At 71.4% G+C, this 16,810-nt stretch carries 10 protein-coding genes; all 10 read right to left on the minus strand.

Features of this window, described 5'->3' with window-relative positions; all coding sequences use genetic code 11:
• Positions 1-117: 117 nt before the first annotated feature.
• Positions 118-4,023, minus strand: coding sequence for a DNA-directed RNA polymerase subunit beta' (locus ACI792_RS10790; RefSeq protein WP_456579673.1), 3,906 nt, complete (start codon positions 4,021-4,023; stop codon positions 118-120).
• A 117-nt stretch (positions 4,024-4,140) separates the two neighbouring features.
• Complete coding sequence (gene rpoB / locus ACI792_RS10795; protein ID WP_456579674.1) at positions 4,141-7,647, minus strand: DNA-directed RNA polymerase subunit beta; 3,507 nt, start codon at positions 7,645-7,647, stop codon at positions 4,141-4,143.
• A gap of 388 nt (positions 7,648-8,035) precedes the next feature.
• A complete protein-coding gene (locus tag ACI792_RS10800; protein WP_456602575.1) occupies positions 8,036-8,545 on the minus strand; it encodes a hypothetical protein in 510 nt (169 codons plus the stop codon).
• A 331-nt stretch (positions 8,546-8,876) separates the two neighbouring features.
• Positions 8,877-9,500 (minus strand): hypothetical protein, encoded by a 624-nt coding sequence (locus tag ACI792_RS10805; RefSeq protein WP_456602576.1) that lies wholly within the window; start codon positions 9,498-9,500, stop codon positions 8,877-8,879.
• Between the two features lie 69 nt (positions 9,501-9,569).
• On the minus strand, positions 9,570-10,838 hold the full coding sequence (locus tag ACI792_RS10810; protein ID WP_456602577.1) for an MCE family protein: 1,269 nt from the start codon (positions 10,836-10,838) through the stop codon (positions 9,570-9,572).
• Positions 10,835-12,094 (minus strand): MCE family protein, encoded by a 1,260-nt coding sequence (locus ACI792_RS10815; protein WP_456602578.1) that lies wholly within the window; start codon positions 12,092-12,094, stop codon positions 10,835-10,837. The genes ACI792_RS10810 and ACI792_RS10815 overlap by 4 nt, the downstream gene beginning before the upstream one ends.
• A complete protein-coding gene (locus ACI792_RS10820) occupies positions 12,091-13,347 on the minus strand; it encodes an MCE family protein (RefSeq protein ID WP_456602579.1) in 1,257 nt (418 codons plus the stop codon). The genes ACI792_RS10815 and ACI792_RS10820 overlap by 4 nt, the downstream gene beginning before the upstream one ends.
• The gene (locus tag ACI792_RS10825; protein ID WP_456602580.1) at positions 13,347-14,366 is read right to left on the minus strand and encodes an MCE family protein; all 1,020 of its coding nucleotides are present in this window, start codon (positions 14,364-14,366) and stop codon (positions 13,347-13,349) included. Before ACI792_RS10825 ends, ACI792_RS10820 begins: the two co-directional genes overlap by 1 nt.
• Positions 14,366-15,433: an MCE family protein gene (locus ACI792_RS10830; RefSeq protein WP_456602581.1), complete on the minus strand. Its 1,068-nt coding sequence runs from the start codon at positions 15,431-15,433 to the stop codon at positions 14,366-14,368. Before ACI792_RS10830 ends, ACI792_RS10825 begins: the two co-directional genes overlap by 1 nt.
• Positions 15,430-16,809, minus strand: coding sequence for an MCE family protein (locus ACI792_RS10835; RefSeq protein ID WP_456602582.1), 1,380 nt, complete (start codon positions 16,807-16,809; stop codon positions 15,430-15,432). The genes ACI792_RS10830 and ACI792_RS10835 overlap by 4 nt, the downstream gene beginning before the upstream one ends.
• Position 16,810 lies beyond the last annotated feature (1 nt).

Here is a 16,810-nt window from a genome sequence, read left to right on the forward strand (position 1 = left end):
CCCCAGGGAGGACACGCGACGATCAGGTCACCTGATCCCGGCGCGGGGGGCGGGGATGCGAAAGGGCCCCGCAGGTCTGACGACCTGCGGGGCCCTTTCGTCACTGCCTACCGGGGGTCAGCCCCGCCAGTCGTACTCCTCGAGGCGGACGGCCTCGCCGGTGCCCTGACCGAAGACGTCCGGGCTGTAGTACTGCCCGTCCTCGTAGCCGGCCATGGTGTAGACGGCGGCGCGCGCCTCCTCGGTCGGCTCGACCGTGATGTTCCGGTAGCGGCTGATGCCCGTACCCGCCGGGATCAGCTTTCCGATGATCACGTTCTCCTTGAGGCCGAGCAGGCTGTCGCTCTTGCCCTGGATCGCGGCGTCGGTGAGCACCTTGGTCGTCTCCTGGAAGGAGGCGGCCGACAGCCACGACTCGGTCGCGAGCGAGGCCTTGGTGATGCCCATGAGGACCGGACGCGCCGAGGCCGGCTCGCCGCCCTCGGCGACGACGCGGCGGTTCTCGGTCTCGAAGATCGTCCGCTCCACCAGCGCACCCGGCAGGAACTCCGTGGCGCCCGAGTCGATGATGGTCACCCGCTTCAGCATCTGCCGGATGATCACCTCGATGTGCTTGTCGTGGATCGACACACCCTGCGACCGGTAGACCTCCTGGACCTCGCGGACCAGGTGCAGCTGCACCTCGCGCGGGCCCATGATCCGCAGCACCTCGTGCGGGTCGACCGCACCCTCGGTGAGCTGCTCGCCGACCTCGACGTGGGCGCCGTCCTCGACCCGCAGCCGCGAGCGACGCGACAGCTTGTCGTAGACGACCTCGTCGGAGCCGTCGTCCGGGGTGATGGTGAGCTTGCGGAACTGCTCACCGTCCTCGATCCGGACCGTGCCGGCCAGCTCGGCGATCGGGGCCTTGCCCTTGGGGACACGGGCCTCGAAGAGCTCCACCACACGCGGCAGACCGTGGGTGATGTCCTCACCCGCGACACCACCGGTGTGGAAGGTGCGCATGGTCAGCTGGGTGCCGGGCTCACCGATCGACTGGGCGGCGATGATGCCGACCGCCTCGCCGACGTCCACCAGCTTGCCGGTCGCGAGCGACCGGCCGTAGCAGGTGGCGCACGTGCCGAGCAGCGACTCGCAGGTCAGGACGCAGCGGACCTTGACCTCCGCGACACCGGCGTCGATCAGCGTCTGGATCAGCACGTCGCCCAGGTCGGCGTTCGCCGGGGCGATGACCGTGCCGTCCTCGGCCACCACGTCGGCGGACAGGGCGCGGGCGTAGACGCTGGTCTCCACGTGCGGGTCACGGGTGACCACGCCGTCGACCAGCGTGCCGATCGGCATGAGGACGCCGCGGTCGGTCCCGCAGTCCTCCTCGCGGATGATGACGTCCTGCGAGACGTCCACCAGACGACGGGTGAGGTACCCGGAGTCGGCGGTCCGCAGCGCCGTGTCGGCCAGGCCCTTGCGGGCACCGTGCGTGGAGATGAAGTACTCCAGCACCGACAGACCCTCCCGGAAGTTGGCCTTGATGGGCCGCGGGATGATCTCGCCCTTGGGGTTGGCGACCAGACCGCGCATACCGGCGATCTGGCTGATCTGCATCATGTTGCCTCGGGCGCCCGAGTTAACCATGACCCAGACCGGGTTGGTGGTCGGGAAGTTGTCCACCATCGCCTGGCTGACCTCGGCCCGCGCGCGGGTCCAGATCTCGATCAGCTCGCCACGACGCTCGGCGTCGGTGATGACGCCCCGCTCGTACTGCTTCTCGATCTTGGCCGCCTCGGCCTCGTGCCGGTCGAGGATCTCCTGCTTGACCGGCGGCGTGACGACGTCGTCGATGGCGATGGTGACGCCCGACCGCGTGGCCCAGCGGAACCCGGCCGCCTTGAGGGCGTCCAGCGTCGCCGCGACCTGCACCTTGGGGTAGCGCTCGGCGAGGTCGTTGACGATCGCCCCGAGCTCCTTCTTCGGCACCTGGTAGTTGACGAAGCGGTAGTCCTCGGGCAGGGCCTCGTTGAACAGCACGCGGCCCAGGCTGGTCTCGACGACCGCGGGCTGACCCGGCGTCCAGTCCTCCGGCTGCTCCCACGGCTCGTTGACCTTGCCGTTGTCGACGCCGAAGACCTCGTCCAGGCGGATGTAGGCCCGCTCCTGCAGCCCCAGGGCACCCAGGTCGTAGGCCATGACGGCCTCGGAGGCCGAGGAGAACGCCGCCGGCCGGCCACCGTCGGCCTCGTGCCGCGAGGGCACCAGGGTCGTCAGGTGGTAGAGGCCCAGCACCATGTCCTGGGTCGGCGCGGTGATCGGACGACCGTCGGCCGGGCTCAGGATGTTGTTCGAGCTCAGCATCAGGATCCGGGCCTCGGCCTGGGCCTCGGCCGACAGCGGCAGGTGCACCGCCATCTGGTCACCGTCGAAGTCCGCGTTGAACGCCGTGCAGACCAGCGGGTGGATCTGGATGGCCTTGCCCTCGACCAGCTGCGGCTCGAAGGCCTGGATGCCCAGGCGGTGCAGCGTAGGCGCCCGGTTGAGCAGCACCGGGTGCTCGGTGATGACCTCTTCCAGCACGTCCCAGACGACGGGGCGGGCGCGCTCGACCATCCGCTTGGCGGACTTGATGTTCTGCGCGTGGTTGAGGTCGACCAGCCGCTTCATGACGAAGGGCTTGAAGAGCTCCAGGGCCATCTGCTTGGGCAGTCCGCACTGGTGCAGCTTCAGCTGCGGCCCGACGACGATGACCGAACGGCCGGAGTAGTCGACGCGCTTGCCCAGCAGGTTCTGACGGAACCGGCCCTGCTTGCCCTTGAGCAGGTCGCTCAGGGACTTCAGGGGACGGTTGCCCGGGCCGGTGACCGGCCGGCCGCGACGGCCGTTGTCGAACAGCGCGTCCACGGACTCCTGGAGCATCCGCTTCTCGTTGTTCACGATGATCTCCGGCGCGCCGAGGTCGAGCAGACGCTTCAGCCGGTTGTTCCGGTTGATCACGCGGCGGTACAGGTCGTTCATGTCGCTGGTGGCGAAGCGGCCACCGTCGAGCTGGACCATCGGGCGCAGGTCCGGCGGGATGACCGGGACGCAGTCCAGCACCATGCCCATGGGCGAGTTGCGGGTCTGCTGGAACGCCGCGACCACCTTGAGCCGCTTGAGCGCGCGCAGCTTGCGCTGCCCCTTGCCGCTGCGGATGGTCTCGCGCAGGGAGGCGGCCTCGGCGTCGAGGTCGAAGCCGGACAGCAGCTTCTGCAGCGCCGCTGCGCCCATGCCGCCCTCGAAGTACTCGCCGAAGCGGTCCCGCAGCTCGCGGTAGAGGCCCTCGTCGGCGATGAGCTGCTTGACCTCGAGCTTGCGGAAGGTGTCCATCACCTCGTCGAGGCGGTCGATCTCCCGCTGCGCGCGGTCGCGCAGCTGGCGCATCTCGCGCTCGCCGCCCTCGCGCACCTTGCGGCGCACGTCGGACTTGGCACCCTCGGCCTCGAGCTCGGCGAGGTCGGCCTCCAGCTTCTGCTGGCGGGCCTCGACGTCGGCGTCGCGCCGGTTCTCGAGGTTGGACTTCTCGGCGCTGATCTCGGCCTCGATGGTCGGGAGGTCGCGGTGGCGCGCCTCGTCGTCGACCGAGGTGATCATGTAGGCCGCGAAGTAGATGATCTTCTCGAGGTCCTTGGGCGCCAGGTCGAGCAGGTAGCCCAGGCGGGACGGCACACCCTTGAAGAACCAGATGTGGGTGACCGGCGCGGCCAGCTCGATGTGGCCCATCCGCTCACGACGCACCTTGGCGCGGGTGACCTCGACGCCGCAGCGCTCGCAGATGATGCCCTTGAACCGGACGCGCTTGTACTTGCCGCAGTAGCACTCCCAGTCCCGGGTGGGACCGAAGATCTTCTCGCAGAAGAGACCGTCCTTCTCCGGACGCAGGGTCCGGTAGTTGATGGTCTCGGGCTTCTTCACCTCACCGTGGCTCCACTGGCGGATGTCGTCGCCGGTGGCCAGCCCGATGCGGAGCTCGTCGAAGAAGTTGACGTCGAGCAAGGTGTGACCCCTTTCAGGGGATCGTTACTGCACATTCTGGAAATGTTGTGGCTGGAAGGCCCCCTCCCCGGGTCCCATCCCGAGCGTGCGAGGGGTGGGGAGGGAGGGGGTCCTTTCTCAGACGTCTTCGACGGACGACGGCTCGCGGCGGGACAGGTCGATGCCCAGCTCCTCCGCGGCCCGGAAGACCTCGTCGTCGGTGTCGCGCAGCTCGATCGCCTGCCCGTCGCCGGAGAGCACCTCGACGTTGAGGCAGAGCGACTGCAGCTCCTTGAGCAACACCTTGAACGACTCCGGGATGCCCGGCTCGGGGATGTTCTCGCCCTTGACGATCGCCTCGTACACCTTGACCCGGCCGAGGATGTCGTCGGACTTGATGGTGAGCAGCTCCTGCAGCGCGTAGGCCGCGCCGTAGGCCTGCATCGCCCAGCACTCCATCTCGCCGAAGCGCTGACCACCGAACTGCGCCTTACCACCCAGCGGCTGCTGCGTGATCATCGAGTACGGGCCGGTCGAGCGGGCGTGGATCTTGTCGTCGACCAGGTGCAGCAGCTTCAGGATGTAGACGTAGCCGACGGCGATCGGCTCGGGGAAGGGCTCCCCGGAGCGACCGTCGAACAGCCGCGCCTTGCCGGTCGGCGCCACCATCCGCTTGCCGTCGCGGTTCGGGATCGTCGAGCCCAGCAGGCCGATGATCTCGTCCTCCTTGGCGCCGTCGAAGACCGGCGTCGCGGTCCGGGTGCCCGGGGCCGCGGCCTTGGCGGCCTCGGGCAGGCTCTTCGCCCAGTCCGGGTCGCCGTCGACCTCCCAGCCCTGCTTGGCGATCCACCCGAGGTGCATCTCGAGCACCTGGCCGACGTTCATGCGGCCCGGCACGCCGAGCGGGTTGAGGACGATGTCGACCGGGGTGCCGTCCTCGAGGAAGGGCATGTCCTCCTGCGGCAGGATCTTCGAGATGACGCCCTTGTTGCCGTGGCGCCCGGCGAGCTTGTCGCCGTCGGAGATCTTGCGCATCTGGGCGACGTAGACCCGGATCAGCTCGTTGACGCCGGCGGGCAGCTCGTCGCCGTCCTCACGGGAGAACACCCGGACGCCGATGACCTTGCCGGACTCGCCGTGCTTCACCTTGAGCGAGGTGTCGCGGACCTCGCGGGCCTTCTCGCCGAAGATCGCGCGCAGCAGGCGCTCCTCGGGGGTCAGCTCGGTCTCGCCCTTGGGCGTGACCTTCCCGACCAGGATGTCGCCGGGGACGACCTCGGCACCGATGCGGATGATGCCGCGCTCGTCGAGGTCGGCCAGCACGTCCTCGGAGACGTTCGGGATGTCCCGGGTGATCTCCTCGGCGCCCAGCTTGGTGTCGCGGGCGTCGACCTCGAACTCCTCGATGTGGATCGAGGACAGGACGTCGTCCTGCACGAGGCGCTGCGACAGGATGATCGCGTCCTCGTAGTTGTGGCCCTCCCACGACATGAAGGCGACGAGCAGGTTCTTGCCCAGCGCCATCTCGCCCTGGTCGGTGCAGGGACCGTCGGCGATGACCTGGCCGACCTCGACCCGCTGGCCCTCGTCGACCCGCGGGGTCTGGTTGACCGAGGTGCCCTGGTTCGAGCGGCGGAACTTCAGCAGCCGGTAGGTCTGCCGGGTCCCGTCGTCGGCCATGACGGTGATGTAGTCCGCGGTGGAGTCCTCGACCACACCCGCCTTCTCGGCCACGACCACGTCACCGGCGTCGACGGCGGCACGCAGCTCCATGCCGGTGCCGACCAGCGGGGCCTCGCTGCGCAGCAGCGGCACCGCCTGACGCTGCATGTTGGCGCCCATGAGCGCGCGGTTGGCGTCGTCGTGCTCGAGGAACGGGATCATCGCCGTCGCGACCGAGGTCATCTGCCGCGGGGAGACGTCCATGTAGTCGACCTGCTCGGGCGACAGGTAGTCGACCTCGCCGCCCTTGGTGCGGACCAGGACCCGCTCCTCGGCGAGGCGGCCCTGCGCGTCGAGCGGGCTGTTGGCCTGCGCGACGACGAAGCGGTCCTCCTCGTCGGCGGTCAGGTAGTCGATCTGCGTCGTGACCTGGCCGTTCTCGACCTTGCGGTACGGCGTCTCGATGAAGCCGAACGCGTTCACGCGGCCGAACGAGGACAGCGATCCGATCAGGCCGATGTTCGGGCCTTCCGGCGTCTCGATCGGGCACATGCGGCCGTAGTGGCTCGGGTGGACGTCGCGGACCTCCATGCCGGCCCGCTCACGGGACAGACCACCCGGTCCCAGCGCCGAGAGGCGGCGCTTGTGGGTCAGGCCCGCGAGCGGGTTGGTCTGGTCCATGAACTGGGACAGCTGGCTGGTGCCGAAGAACTCCTTGATGGAGGCGACGACCGGCCGGATGTTGATCAGGGTCTGCGGCGTGATCGCCTCGACGTCCTGGGTCGTCATCCGCTCGCGGACCACGCGCTCCATGCGGGAGAGGCCGACCCGGATCTGGTTCTGGATCAGCTCGCCGACGGTGCGCAGGCGGCGGTTGCCGAAGTGGTCGATGTCGTCGACGCCGTGGTCGGGCTCGCCGGCGTGGAGGCGCACGACGTACTCGATGGTGGCGACGATGTCGTCCTCGGTCAGCGTGCTGGTGCTCTGCGGCACCTCGACGCCCAGCTTCTTGTTGACCTTGTACCGGCCGACCTTCGCCAGGTCGTAGCGCTTCGGGTTGAAGAACAGGTTCTCCAGAAGCGCCTGCGCCGACTCACGCGTCGGCGGCTCGCCCGGCCGCAGCTTGCGGTAGATGTCGAGCAGGGCCTCGTCCTGCCCGGCGATGTGGTCCTTCTCCAGGGTGGCGAGGACGGTCGGCGACCACTGGAAGTGCTCGCGGATGCGGTCCTCGGTCCAGCCGAGCGCCTTGAGCAGCACGGTGACCGGCTGGCGCCGCTTGCGGTCGATGCGGACGCCCACGGTGTCGCGCTTGTCGACGTCGAACTCCAGCCACGCGCCCCGGCTGGGGATGACCTTGGCGCTGAAGACGTCCTTGTCCGACGTCTTGTCCAGGGTCTTGTCGAAGTAGACGCCGGGGCTGCGGACCAGCTGGGAGACGACGACGCGCTCGGTCCCGTTGATGACGAACGTGCCCTTGTTCGTCATGATCGGGAAGTCGCCCATGAACACCGTCTGGCTCTTGATCTCGCCGGTGGTGTTGTTCATGAACTCGGCGGTGACGAACAGCGGCGCCGCGTAGGTCATGTCCTTGTCCTTGCACTCCTCGAGGGACGCCTTGACGTCCTCGAAGCGCGGGTTGGAGAAGGACAGCGACATGGAGCCGCTGAAGTCCTCGATCGGGGAGATCTCCTCGAGGATCTCGGCGAGGCCGCCGACGGCGTCGGCCTGCTCCTCGGGCGAGAGCGTGGCCCGCCACTCGGGGCTGCCCACGAGCCAGTCGAACGACGCGGTCTGGAGCGCGAGGAGGTCCGGGACCGCGAGGGGCTCGGAGATCTTGGCGAACGAGACCCGCAGCGGCGCGCCGGGGATCTTCTGCTGGTCGGCCTCGCCGGTGCGGGGACCGCTCTGCGGGGCCGGGGTGGTCTGGGTGGTGCCGGACTCGGTGGTGCCGGGGGTGATGCTGGTGGGGCGAGAGCCTGCCAAGATGCGTCCTTCCAAGGACCTCACGACGTGCGGGCGGTGGGCTGCGGGGTCGTCCTGGGTCGTCGTCGGTAATGGCGAGGCTGTCCGCGACGGCCGCGAGAGCCCGCCGGACAGGTCAGCACGGGAGCTGCCCGGGGGATTCCCGGGCACCCGTCGTGACCCGTCTGGGCGGGCAGGCAGTCAGAGGGCAGCGCAACAGGAGACCCTACCCCTGCTGAAGCGCTAAGTCCACGTCGGGGGTACCGGTGCGAGCGGTGCCACATCCGCGGGTCGCGCAGCCGGCAGGGCCGACGGGGTGTGCGCCGGATCCATCATGACAGCGGACGCACCGCGGTGGTACCGCCACGCCGAGCGGCGACCGCCGGACCGGCCCCTCCGGCAGGGTCCTTCAGCTCGTGGTGAGCAAGGTCAGCTCGCTGATCTTCCACTCGCCGTCGACCGTCACCATGCGGACCTGGACGGTCTGCACGCAGGACTGCGCTCCCTCGGGGGTCATCTGGCACTCCGACCCCTCGGGCGGCTGCTGCTGCCCGGTGGTGACCGAGCGGACGACGTACTGGCCGAAGACGACGAGCGTCGCGGTGTCCTGCGCGTCGTTGATCTGCTGCAGCCCGACGTCGTTCACCTCGTAGCTGGTGGTCGCCGACACCTGCTCGTAGGTGTCGATGATCCCGCCCTGGGACAGGTCCCGCTCGTACTGCTCGCGCAGCTCGCCCGTGAGCACCGCGAGCTTGCCCTGGACGCTGCCCTCCGAGTCCTCGTAGTCGTAGGCGTAGAGCGCCCGCACGCCGTCGCCGGCCGCGTCGATCACCGCGGTCTGGACGTAGCCGGGGTCCAGCCGCTCCCGCAGGAGGAGACCGGTGCCGACGGCGGCCAGCAGGCAGGGCACTGCGAGCACGGCCACCAGCGCCCGGCCCGGACGCCGGCGGCCGGCGGACGACGCGTCGGCGGCCGGCGCGCTGCCGCGGGCCGCGTGGCGCCGGGCGGAGCCCGCCCGCCGGGCGGCACGACCGGCCGTGTCCGCCGGGCCGGTGGCCGTGTCCGCCGGGCCGGTGGCCGTGTCCGCATGGTCGGTTGCGGGGGGCGCGCCGGCCGGACCGGCCGGCGGGGCGCCGTCCTCCCGCTCGCGCCGGCTACCGGCGACCCGGGGGCGGGGGCTGGGCCGGGCCGCGGGCCTGGGGCGTGCCGTGGGCCGCGGCCGCTCCTCCGGTGTCTGGCTCATCGCGACCTCACCCTCCCCGGATCGCGGACAGCAGCCACCGGCCGTCGACCTTCGTCAGCTCGACCTCGATCCGGTAGCGCAGCAGCTGGGCCTGCTCGTCGACGTTGCTCTTCTGGGTGGACTCGATGACCAGGAGCGCGGCCGCCTCGTCCTCGTCGGCCCGGGTGACGCCGGCCCCGACGACCTCGGTGCTGACCACGGCCTCGGACTCGACGATCTGCTGACGCCGGGCCTCGAGCTGGGCGATCGTCTCCTCGCCCAGCTCCCCGGTCGCCACCTGCTCGATCTGCCGGATGTCCTCGTCGAGCGTGACATGGTCGAACGAGGTGAGGTCGACCACGTGCGCCCGGGCGGCCTGCAGCGCGTCGACGTAGTCGTCGGTGCGGATGGACGACGGCTCCGCCCGGGTGGACCACAGGAACGCCAGGGCGGCGACGAGCAGCACCAGGAGGCCCGCCAGCAGCGGCACGACCGGGACCGCCGGCCGGGTGGCCGCGACGCCGGACGCCGGCTCGTCGGCCGGCTGCTCCCCGGCGTCCACGTCGGCGGGCGGTGTCTCCTCGGCGACGGCGACCGGGGCGCCGCTCGCCCGGTCGCCCCGGGACGTCCGGGACCGCGCGTCACTGCTCACCCGCGCATCCTCCTCTGTCGTCTCGTGGGCCGGGCCGATGGCGCACCGTGATCGACCCGGATGGGTGGTTCACGCGCCGGTGCGGGCGAACGGGCTGGCGTTCAGCAGCTCGCCGAGGAGCTCGTCGAGGCCGGTGAGCACCGGCGGGCGCGTGCCCCCGCCGCTCTGCGTCCCCGTCCCGCCGACCCCGCCGGAGCGCCCGATGTTCTGCTCGCCCCGGATGTTCGACCCGGTCTCGTCGACGCCGTCCCCGGGGGCCGGGTCGGCCCCGTTCACGACCTCGCACCGCACCACCTCGGTGTCCAGCGCCTGCACCGCTCCGGGCCCGGAGAGGGACCCCGTCGACACGTAGCCGCTGGTGCACGCGTGCGGGTCGCCGGCGTTGAGCACGAACCCGAAGTGGGCCCGCATGGTCCCGCCGTCGTCCCGGACGACGGTGAAGCCACCGGAGACGACGTCGGGGTAGGTGACGAGCAACTGCTCCACGCCGCCCAGGCGCGGGACGGTGACCCGGTTGAGGACGTCGAGGTTGCGGATCAGCGGGCCGAGCCCGGGGCCGGCCTCCGCGACCAGGCGCTGCAGCGCGTCGCCGGCGTCCGGGGCGGTGACCAGGAGGCTGCGCAGGTCGGGGTCGCTGGAGACGAGCGTGTCGCTCACCAGCCGGAGGTCGGCGGCCCACTGCTCGATCGCCGAGCGGCTGGCCACCTGCGTCTCGAGCACCGTCCGGCCGTCGGTGATCAACCGCAGGGTCTCGGGGAGCGACTCCTGGGCCCGGGTGAGCAGGAGGTCGCCGTTGTCGATCAGCCGGCCGAGGTCGTCACCGGCTCCCGCGAAGGCCCGGCCCAGCTCGTCCACGACGATCCGCAGGTTCTCCTGGTCCAGGGAGCCGACCAGCTCGTCGACGTTCAGCAGCAGCTGCTCGACCGGCACGGGGATCGCGGTGCGCTCCTGCGGGATGACCGCGCCCTCCTCGAGGTAGGGGCCCTCGCCGTCGTCGGGCACGAGGTCGACGTACTGCTCCCCCACCGCGCTGCGGGTGGCGACCACGGCCCTGGCGTCGGCGGGGATGGGCTCGGCGCCCGGGTCGATGGTGAGCGTCACGCGCACCCCGTCGTCGACCAGTTCCATGTCGGTGACCCGGCCCACGGAGACCCCGCGGTAGGTCACCTCGGCGTTCTCGAAGATGCCGCCGGAGTCGCGGAAGTCGGCGGCCACCTCGTACCCGGTGCCGAGCACCAGCCGGTCGAGGCCGACGTAGGTGAAGCCGAGGTACGCCATCCCGAGGACGGCCACCATGGCGAACGCCGCGAGCTGCAGCTTGGTGGTCCGGGTGATCACGGCCGGCCTCCCAGCAGGTCGGGGAGGCCGGCGATGCCGCCCTGGCCGGGCACCCGGCCGACGATGCCCTCCGGCAGCAGGGCGCCCGGGCCGGCCTGCGGCGCCGGCGTCCCCGGTCCCCCGGCCGGTGCGCCGGACGCGTTCCCCGGCGGGCTGCCCGGCACGCCGCACCGCTCCCCGGTGAAGTCAGCGGGCGCGGCCTCCTCGAGGGCACCGGTGAGCGGGTCGACGAAGTAGCGGCAGAGCACCTCGGTGAGGTCCAGGTCCAGGCTGGCGGTCATGTTGGTGAACAGCCCGTAGCCCCCGGTCCGCAGGTCCTGCCGGTAGTTCAGCGCCGACAGCGAGCTGGCGGGGAACGGGTAGGTGAGCAGCAGGTCCAGCGAGCCGGCGAGGTCCGGCCCGGCCGAGGCGAGCTGGGTGAGGATCGGCTGGAGCAGCCGCAGGTCCTCCACGGTGTTCGCGCCCGCCTGGTCGATCACGCGGGTCCCCACGTCCCCGAGCCGGGCCAGGCTGTCGAGCATGGAGACCAGCAGGTCGCGCTGCTGGTTCACGACGTCCAGGCCGGGGCCGATGGTGTCCAGCGCCGTCTCGATCGTCTCGGTGCGCTGGGCCAGGCTCGCCGCCAACGCGTCGACGCTGTCCAGCGCCCGGCTGATCTCCGACCGCTGCGCGTCGAGCCCGCCGATGAAGGTGTCCAGCTGCCGCAGCGTGCTGCGGATCGCCTGCTCCCGGCCCTCCAGGGCCACACCGAGCTCCCGGGTGATCGTCTGCAGCTGGGCGAGCCCTCCCCCGTTGAGCACGAGCGAGAGGGCGCCCAGCAGCTCCTCGACCTCGACGTTGCGGTTGGTCCGGTCCAGCCCGATCCGGGCGCCGTCGGCGAGCGCGCCGCGCGGCTCCTCGTTCCCCGGGGGCGCCAGCTCGACGAACTTCTCGCCCAGCAGCGAGGTCTGCTGGACCATCGCCACCGCGTTGGCCGGCAGCTCGACGTCCCCGTTGACCGAGAGCGTCACCAGCGCGGTCCAGTCCTCCCCCAGCTCGATCTCCTCGACCCGGCCGACCGGCACGTCGGCGACGCGCACGCCCGACTGCGGCACCAGGTCCAGGACGTCGAGGAACTCCACCTGCACCGTGTAGGGCTCGTCGCCGAGGTCAGCCCCGCCGGGCAGGCCGAAGGAGTAGGCGCCGCGGAAGTCGCAGCCGGCGAGCAGCAGGACGCTCGCGGTCAGGGCGGTCGCCCGGGCGAGTGGCCGGGTCACGGCTGTCCTCCCGCGAGGTCGGGCAGGCCGATCAGCGAGCCGCCGGTGCGGCCCCCGGCTGCGCCGCCGCCGTAGAGCGCGGTCAGCAGCTCCTGCAGGTCGCTCACGCCGTCTCCGTCGAGGTCGTCCAGGGCACCGTCGGCGTCCGCGTCCCCCGACAGCAGCCGGGTGCAGATCTGCTCGATGGGCGGTAGCTGGAGGCCCTGGGTCAGCGGGTCGGTGACCACGTCGGGCACCAGGTCCAGGTCCAGCCGCAGCCGCCCGGTCGCCCCCAGGACCTGGCAGACGATGACCTCGGGGCTGGTGGCGCCCATGGAGTTGTCCCGGGTGTCCAGCGTCCCGTAGTCGGGGTTGTAGGCGTGGGACAGGTTGCCCAGCGCCGCGGGGGCGACGTCCAGCACCTCGGCCAGGGCGTCCCGCTGCTGGACCAGCGCGAGGGTCACGTCGGCCAGCCGGTCGACGTTCGTGCGCAGCAGGTCGGTGTTGTCCTGCACGAAACCGGCGACGTCGCCGAGCGCCTGCGACAGCAGCTGGATCGCGGCGGCGAGGTCCTCGCGCTCGCCCTCGAGCAGGTCGGCGACGGCGGCGAGGTTGTCGTTGAACACCCCGACCTGGTTGTCGATGGTGGCCAGCGCGCTGGTGAACCGCTGCAGGTTCTCGACCGAGTCGAAGAGCCCGTCGCGGTTCTCGGCCAGCGTCTGCACCGCCTGGGAGAAGCCGGTCAGCGTGCGATTGAGGTCGTCCCCGGTGCCCTGCAGGTTCGCCGCCCCGACGTCGATCAGGTCCGACAGGGCGCCGTCGGCGTTGGCCCCGGTGGGACCCAGCGCCGCGGAGAGCTCGTCCAGGGCGCCGTACACGGCGTCGAGCTCCACCGGCGTCGCGGTCCGCTCCAGCGGGACCTCCGCACCGTCGCGCATCGCCGGCCCGCCGTCGTACACGGGGGCGAACTGCACGTACCGGTCGGAGACCAGGGAGGGCGCGAGCACCACGGCGTTCGCGTCGGCCGGGATGTCGTAGTCGTCGTCGATCGCCATCTCGACCCGCACCCGGTCCCCTTCGGGACGCACCTCGGTGATCTCCCCGACGTCGATGCCGAGGACGCGGACGTCGCTGCCCGCGTACAGCCCGACCGCCTGCCCGAACCAGGCCGTGACCCGGTACTGGCCGGCCGGCCGGAGCACCGTCCAGCCCAGCGCGCCGACCAGCACGAGCGTGGCGGCCACCGCGACGCCGCGCTGCAGGGAGCCGCTCATCAGTTGCCCTCCTGGCAGGACACCGGCACGCCGGGGCCCCCGCACACCATGCTGCCGACCACGCCGGGCAGCAGGTTGTCCACGAAGCTGTCGAACCACCGGCCGTTGCCGAGGGTGTTGGTGAACACCCGGACGAACGGCGCCAGCCGGTCGACGGTCTGGGCGAGGTTCTCCCGGTTGCGCGCCAGGATGTCGGTCACCCGCGAGAGCTGCGCCAGCGCCGGCGTCAGCGCCTCGCGGTTGTCGGCCACCAGACCGGAGAGCTGCGTCGAGAGCTCCTGGGTGCTGGTGAGGATCGAGTCGATCAGCTGCCGCCGCTCCTGCACCGCGGTGAGCAGCGTGTTCGAGTCCAGGATCAGCCGGGTGAACTCCCCGTTCCTGTCGGCCAGCACGTCGGTCACCGTCCGCGTCGCCGAGAGCAGCTCGCGCAGCTGGGCGTCGCGGGAGGCGATGGTGTCCGACAGCCGGGCCAGCCCCTGCAGCGAGCTGCGCACCTCGTCCGGCGTCTCGGCGAAGGTCTCGGCCAGCACCTCGAACGAACCGGCCAGCTGGCCGGTGTCGAGGTCCTGCACCGTCGTCGACAGGTCGGCGAAGGCCTCGACGACGTCGTAGGGCGACGCCGTGCGGGTCAGCGGGATCCGCTCGTCGGGGTCCAGCTCGGCGGATCCGCGCGGCACGAGGGCAAGGTACTTGGCGCCGAGCACCGTCTCGATCTTGATGGCGGCCTCGGAGCGGTCGCCCACGAAGGCGTCCCGGACCCGGAACTCGACGGTGACCGCGCCGTCCTCCAGGGCCAGGCTCTCGACGGTGCCCACCTTGACGCCGGCGACCCGGACCGGGTCGTCGGGCCGCAGGCCGGCCGCCTCGGAGAACTGCGCCCGGTAGACCGTGCCGCCGCCGATGAGCGGCAGGGACTGGGCGTTGAACGCCAGCAGCACGAGCGCGGTGATCACCGTCAGGCTGACCGCGCCGATCGTCACGGGGTTGCGGCTGCGGAAGGGACGCGGTTCGCGGGCCATCAGCTGCACCCCCGCTCGCCGTTGCGCAGGCCCCCGGTGGGCACCTCGACGGCGTTCTCGGTGCCGTCGGGGTTGCTGACCGGCAGCACGACGTTGCCCGAGGCCCCGCAGAGGAAGAAGTTGAACCAGCTGCCGTTGACGGCGGTCCGGGTGATCAGGTCGAGCTTGGTGGGCGCGAGCTGGAGGAAGTCCTCGAGCACGTCCCCGCTGTCGGCCAGGGTCGTCGACAGGTCCTCCAGCGCGCGGATGTCGGCGGTGAGGGGAGCGCGGACGTCGACCAGCAGGTCGGTGGTGGACCGGGCCAGCCCGTCGATGGTCTGCAGCGAGTCGAAGATGGCCTGGCTGTCACCGGCCAGGCCGGTGACGAACTGCTGCAGGCTCACGACGAGCCCCGAGAGCTGCTCGTCGCGGGCGGCGACGCTGCCGAGCACGGTCGTGAGGTTGTCGATGACGCTGCCGATGACGGCGTCCTTGTCCGCGAGCGAGTCGGTCAGGGAGGCGACGTGCGCGAGCAGGCTCTGCACCGTCCCGCCCTCGCCCTGGAAGACCTGGATGATCTCGAAGGAGAGCCGGTTGACGTCCGCCGGCGACAGCGCCTGCAGCAGCGGCTGGAACCCGCCGAAGAGCGTGGTCAGATCCAGGGCGGGGGTGGTCTGCGCCAGCGGGATGAGCGCGTCCTCCGAGAGCACCCGGCCCGCGGAGCCGTCGCCCTCCTCCAGCGCGACGTACCGCTGACCCACGAGGTTGCGGTAGCGGATGGTCGCCTCGACCCCGGCCGGCAGCGGCACGTCGGCGCTGACCTCCAGCACCACCTCGGCGACCGGACGGTCGATCCCCTCGGCCAGCCCGATGCCGGTCACCTGGCCCACCCGGACACCGGCGATGCGCACCTCATCGCCCTCCACGAGGCCGGCGACGTCGGTGAACTGCGCCCGGTACCGCACCTGGTCGCCGTAGCCGGCGTTGGTGATGGTGCTGATGAGCACGTAGCTGGCCAGCACGGTCACCAGCCCGAACACCAGCAGCTTGGTCAGCGGCGCGGCCAGCCCGCGCAGCGCGCCCCTCATCGCAGGGCCACCTGGGTGCCGCGGAGCAGGGGGGCCAGCGTGGAGACCGCGAGGTCGGAGACCTGCTCGGGTCCGATCCCGGTCTGGTGGGCGAGGATGCTGCGCACGAAGTCCAGCTCCGCTGTCGATCCGGCGAGGTCGTAGGGCAGGGAGTTGCCGGCCCTGGGGTTGGGGTCCCCCGCTCCCTCCGGCACGTCCTCGGGGCCGCGGCCACCGAGGCAGACGGGGTTCCCCGAGAAGGGGTTGTCCGCGGAGTCGACGCCGTCCTCCGGTGGGGTCGGGCAGTAGTACTCGCCGCGGTCGGCGGCCCGGATGAGACCGTCGATGTCGTCGAGGCCCTGGCAGTCGGGGCCGCTCCGGTCCAGGTAGGCCGGCTGGTCGCCGGGCACGTAGGGGTTGCGCGGCGGCAGGGTGACGACGATGTTCAGGTTGAGCGACGGGTCGCCGTCGGCGCCGAAGGCCTCGCTGATCATCGGGTTGAACCGGGTGAGCCCCTCCAGCAGGCACGGGTAGACCGGGGAGTACTCGGCGAAGAGGCCCAGCACCGGCCGGGACGTCTCGGCCAGCGAGATGATGGTCCGCTCGTTGGCCTCCAGGAAGCCGGCCGCCGCGTCGCCTGCGGACCGGCCCACGGTGAAGGTCCGGCGCAGCTGCTCCTGCTGGTCGACCAGGGTCGTGCTGGTCACGGCGAGGTTGTCGAGCACCGCGAGCAGGTCGTCGGCGGCGGACTCGTAGGTGTCGGCGAAGTCGGCGAGTCCCGAGATGTCGGCCTGCAGCTCCGGCAGCACGCTGTTGAGCTGCGCGGTGTACTCCCCGACCGCGGCGAGGTTGGCGCCCAGCCGGTCGCCCCGGCCGCGCAGCGCGTCGGCGACCGCGCCGAGGGTCGTGGAGAGGTCCTGCGGCTGGACGGCCTGCAGGAGCGGCAGCAGGCCGTCGATCACCCGCTGCAGCTCGATCGCGTTCTCGCTGCGGTCCTGGCCGATGACGTCGCCGTCGGCGAGCCGTTCGGCGGTGGGTCGCTCGGGAAGCTCCAGCGAGACGAACCGCTCGCCGAACAGCGTCTTGGGCAGCAGCCGGGCGGTGACGTCGGCGGGGATCTGCTCCAGGTACTCGGGCCTGATCGCGAGCTCGAGCTCGGCGCCGTCGCTGCCGGCCCGCACCTCCCGGACGTCGCCCACGATGACGCCCCGGACCTTGACGTCGGAGGCCTCCTGCAGCTGGTTGCCGGCCGTGTCCGCCAGCAGCGTCACCCGGGCCACCTCGGTGAACGCCTTCTGGTAGGCCGCCACGGCCAGGCCCAGCAGCAGCGCGAGCACCACCAGGAAGGCCAACCCCTGCAGCCGCCGACGGACGACCATCCCTCTCGTTCCGCTCATG

Source organism: Blastococcus sp. SYSU DS0669 (assembly GCF_054050895.1).

Coding starts and splice junctions, on each gene's coding strand:
- ACI792_RS10820 (WP_456602579.1), bottom strand. CDS start 13,347: ATGAGCGGCTCCCTGCAGCGCGGCGTCGCGGTGGCCGCCACGCTCGTG.
- ACI792_RS10825 (WP_456602580.1), bottom strand. CDS start 14,366: ATGGCCCGCGAACCGCGTCCCTTCCGCAGCCGCAACCCCGTGACGATC.
- ACI792_RS10830 (WP_456602581.1), bottom strand. CDS start 15,433: ATGAGGGGCGCGCTGCGCGGGCTGGCCGCGCCGCTGACCAAGCTGCTG.
- ACI792_RS10835 (WP_456602582.1), bottom strand. CDS start 16,809: ATGAGCGGAACGAGAGGGATGGTCGTCCGTCGGCGGCTGCAGGGGTTG.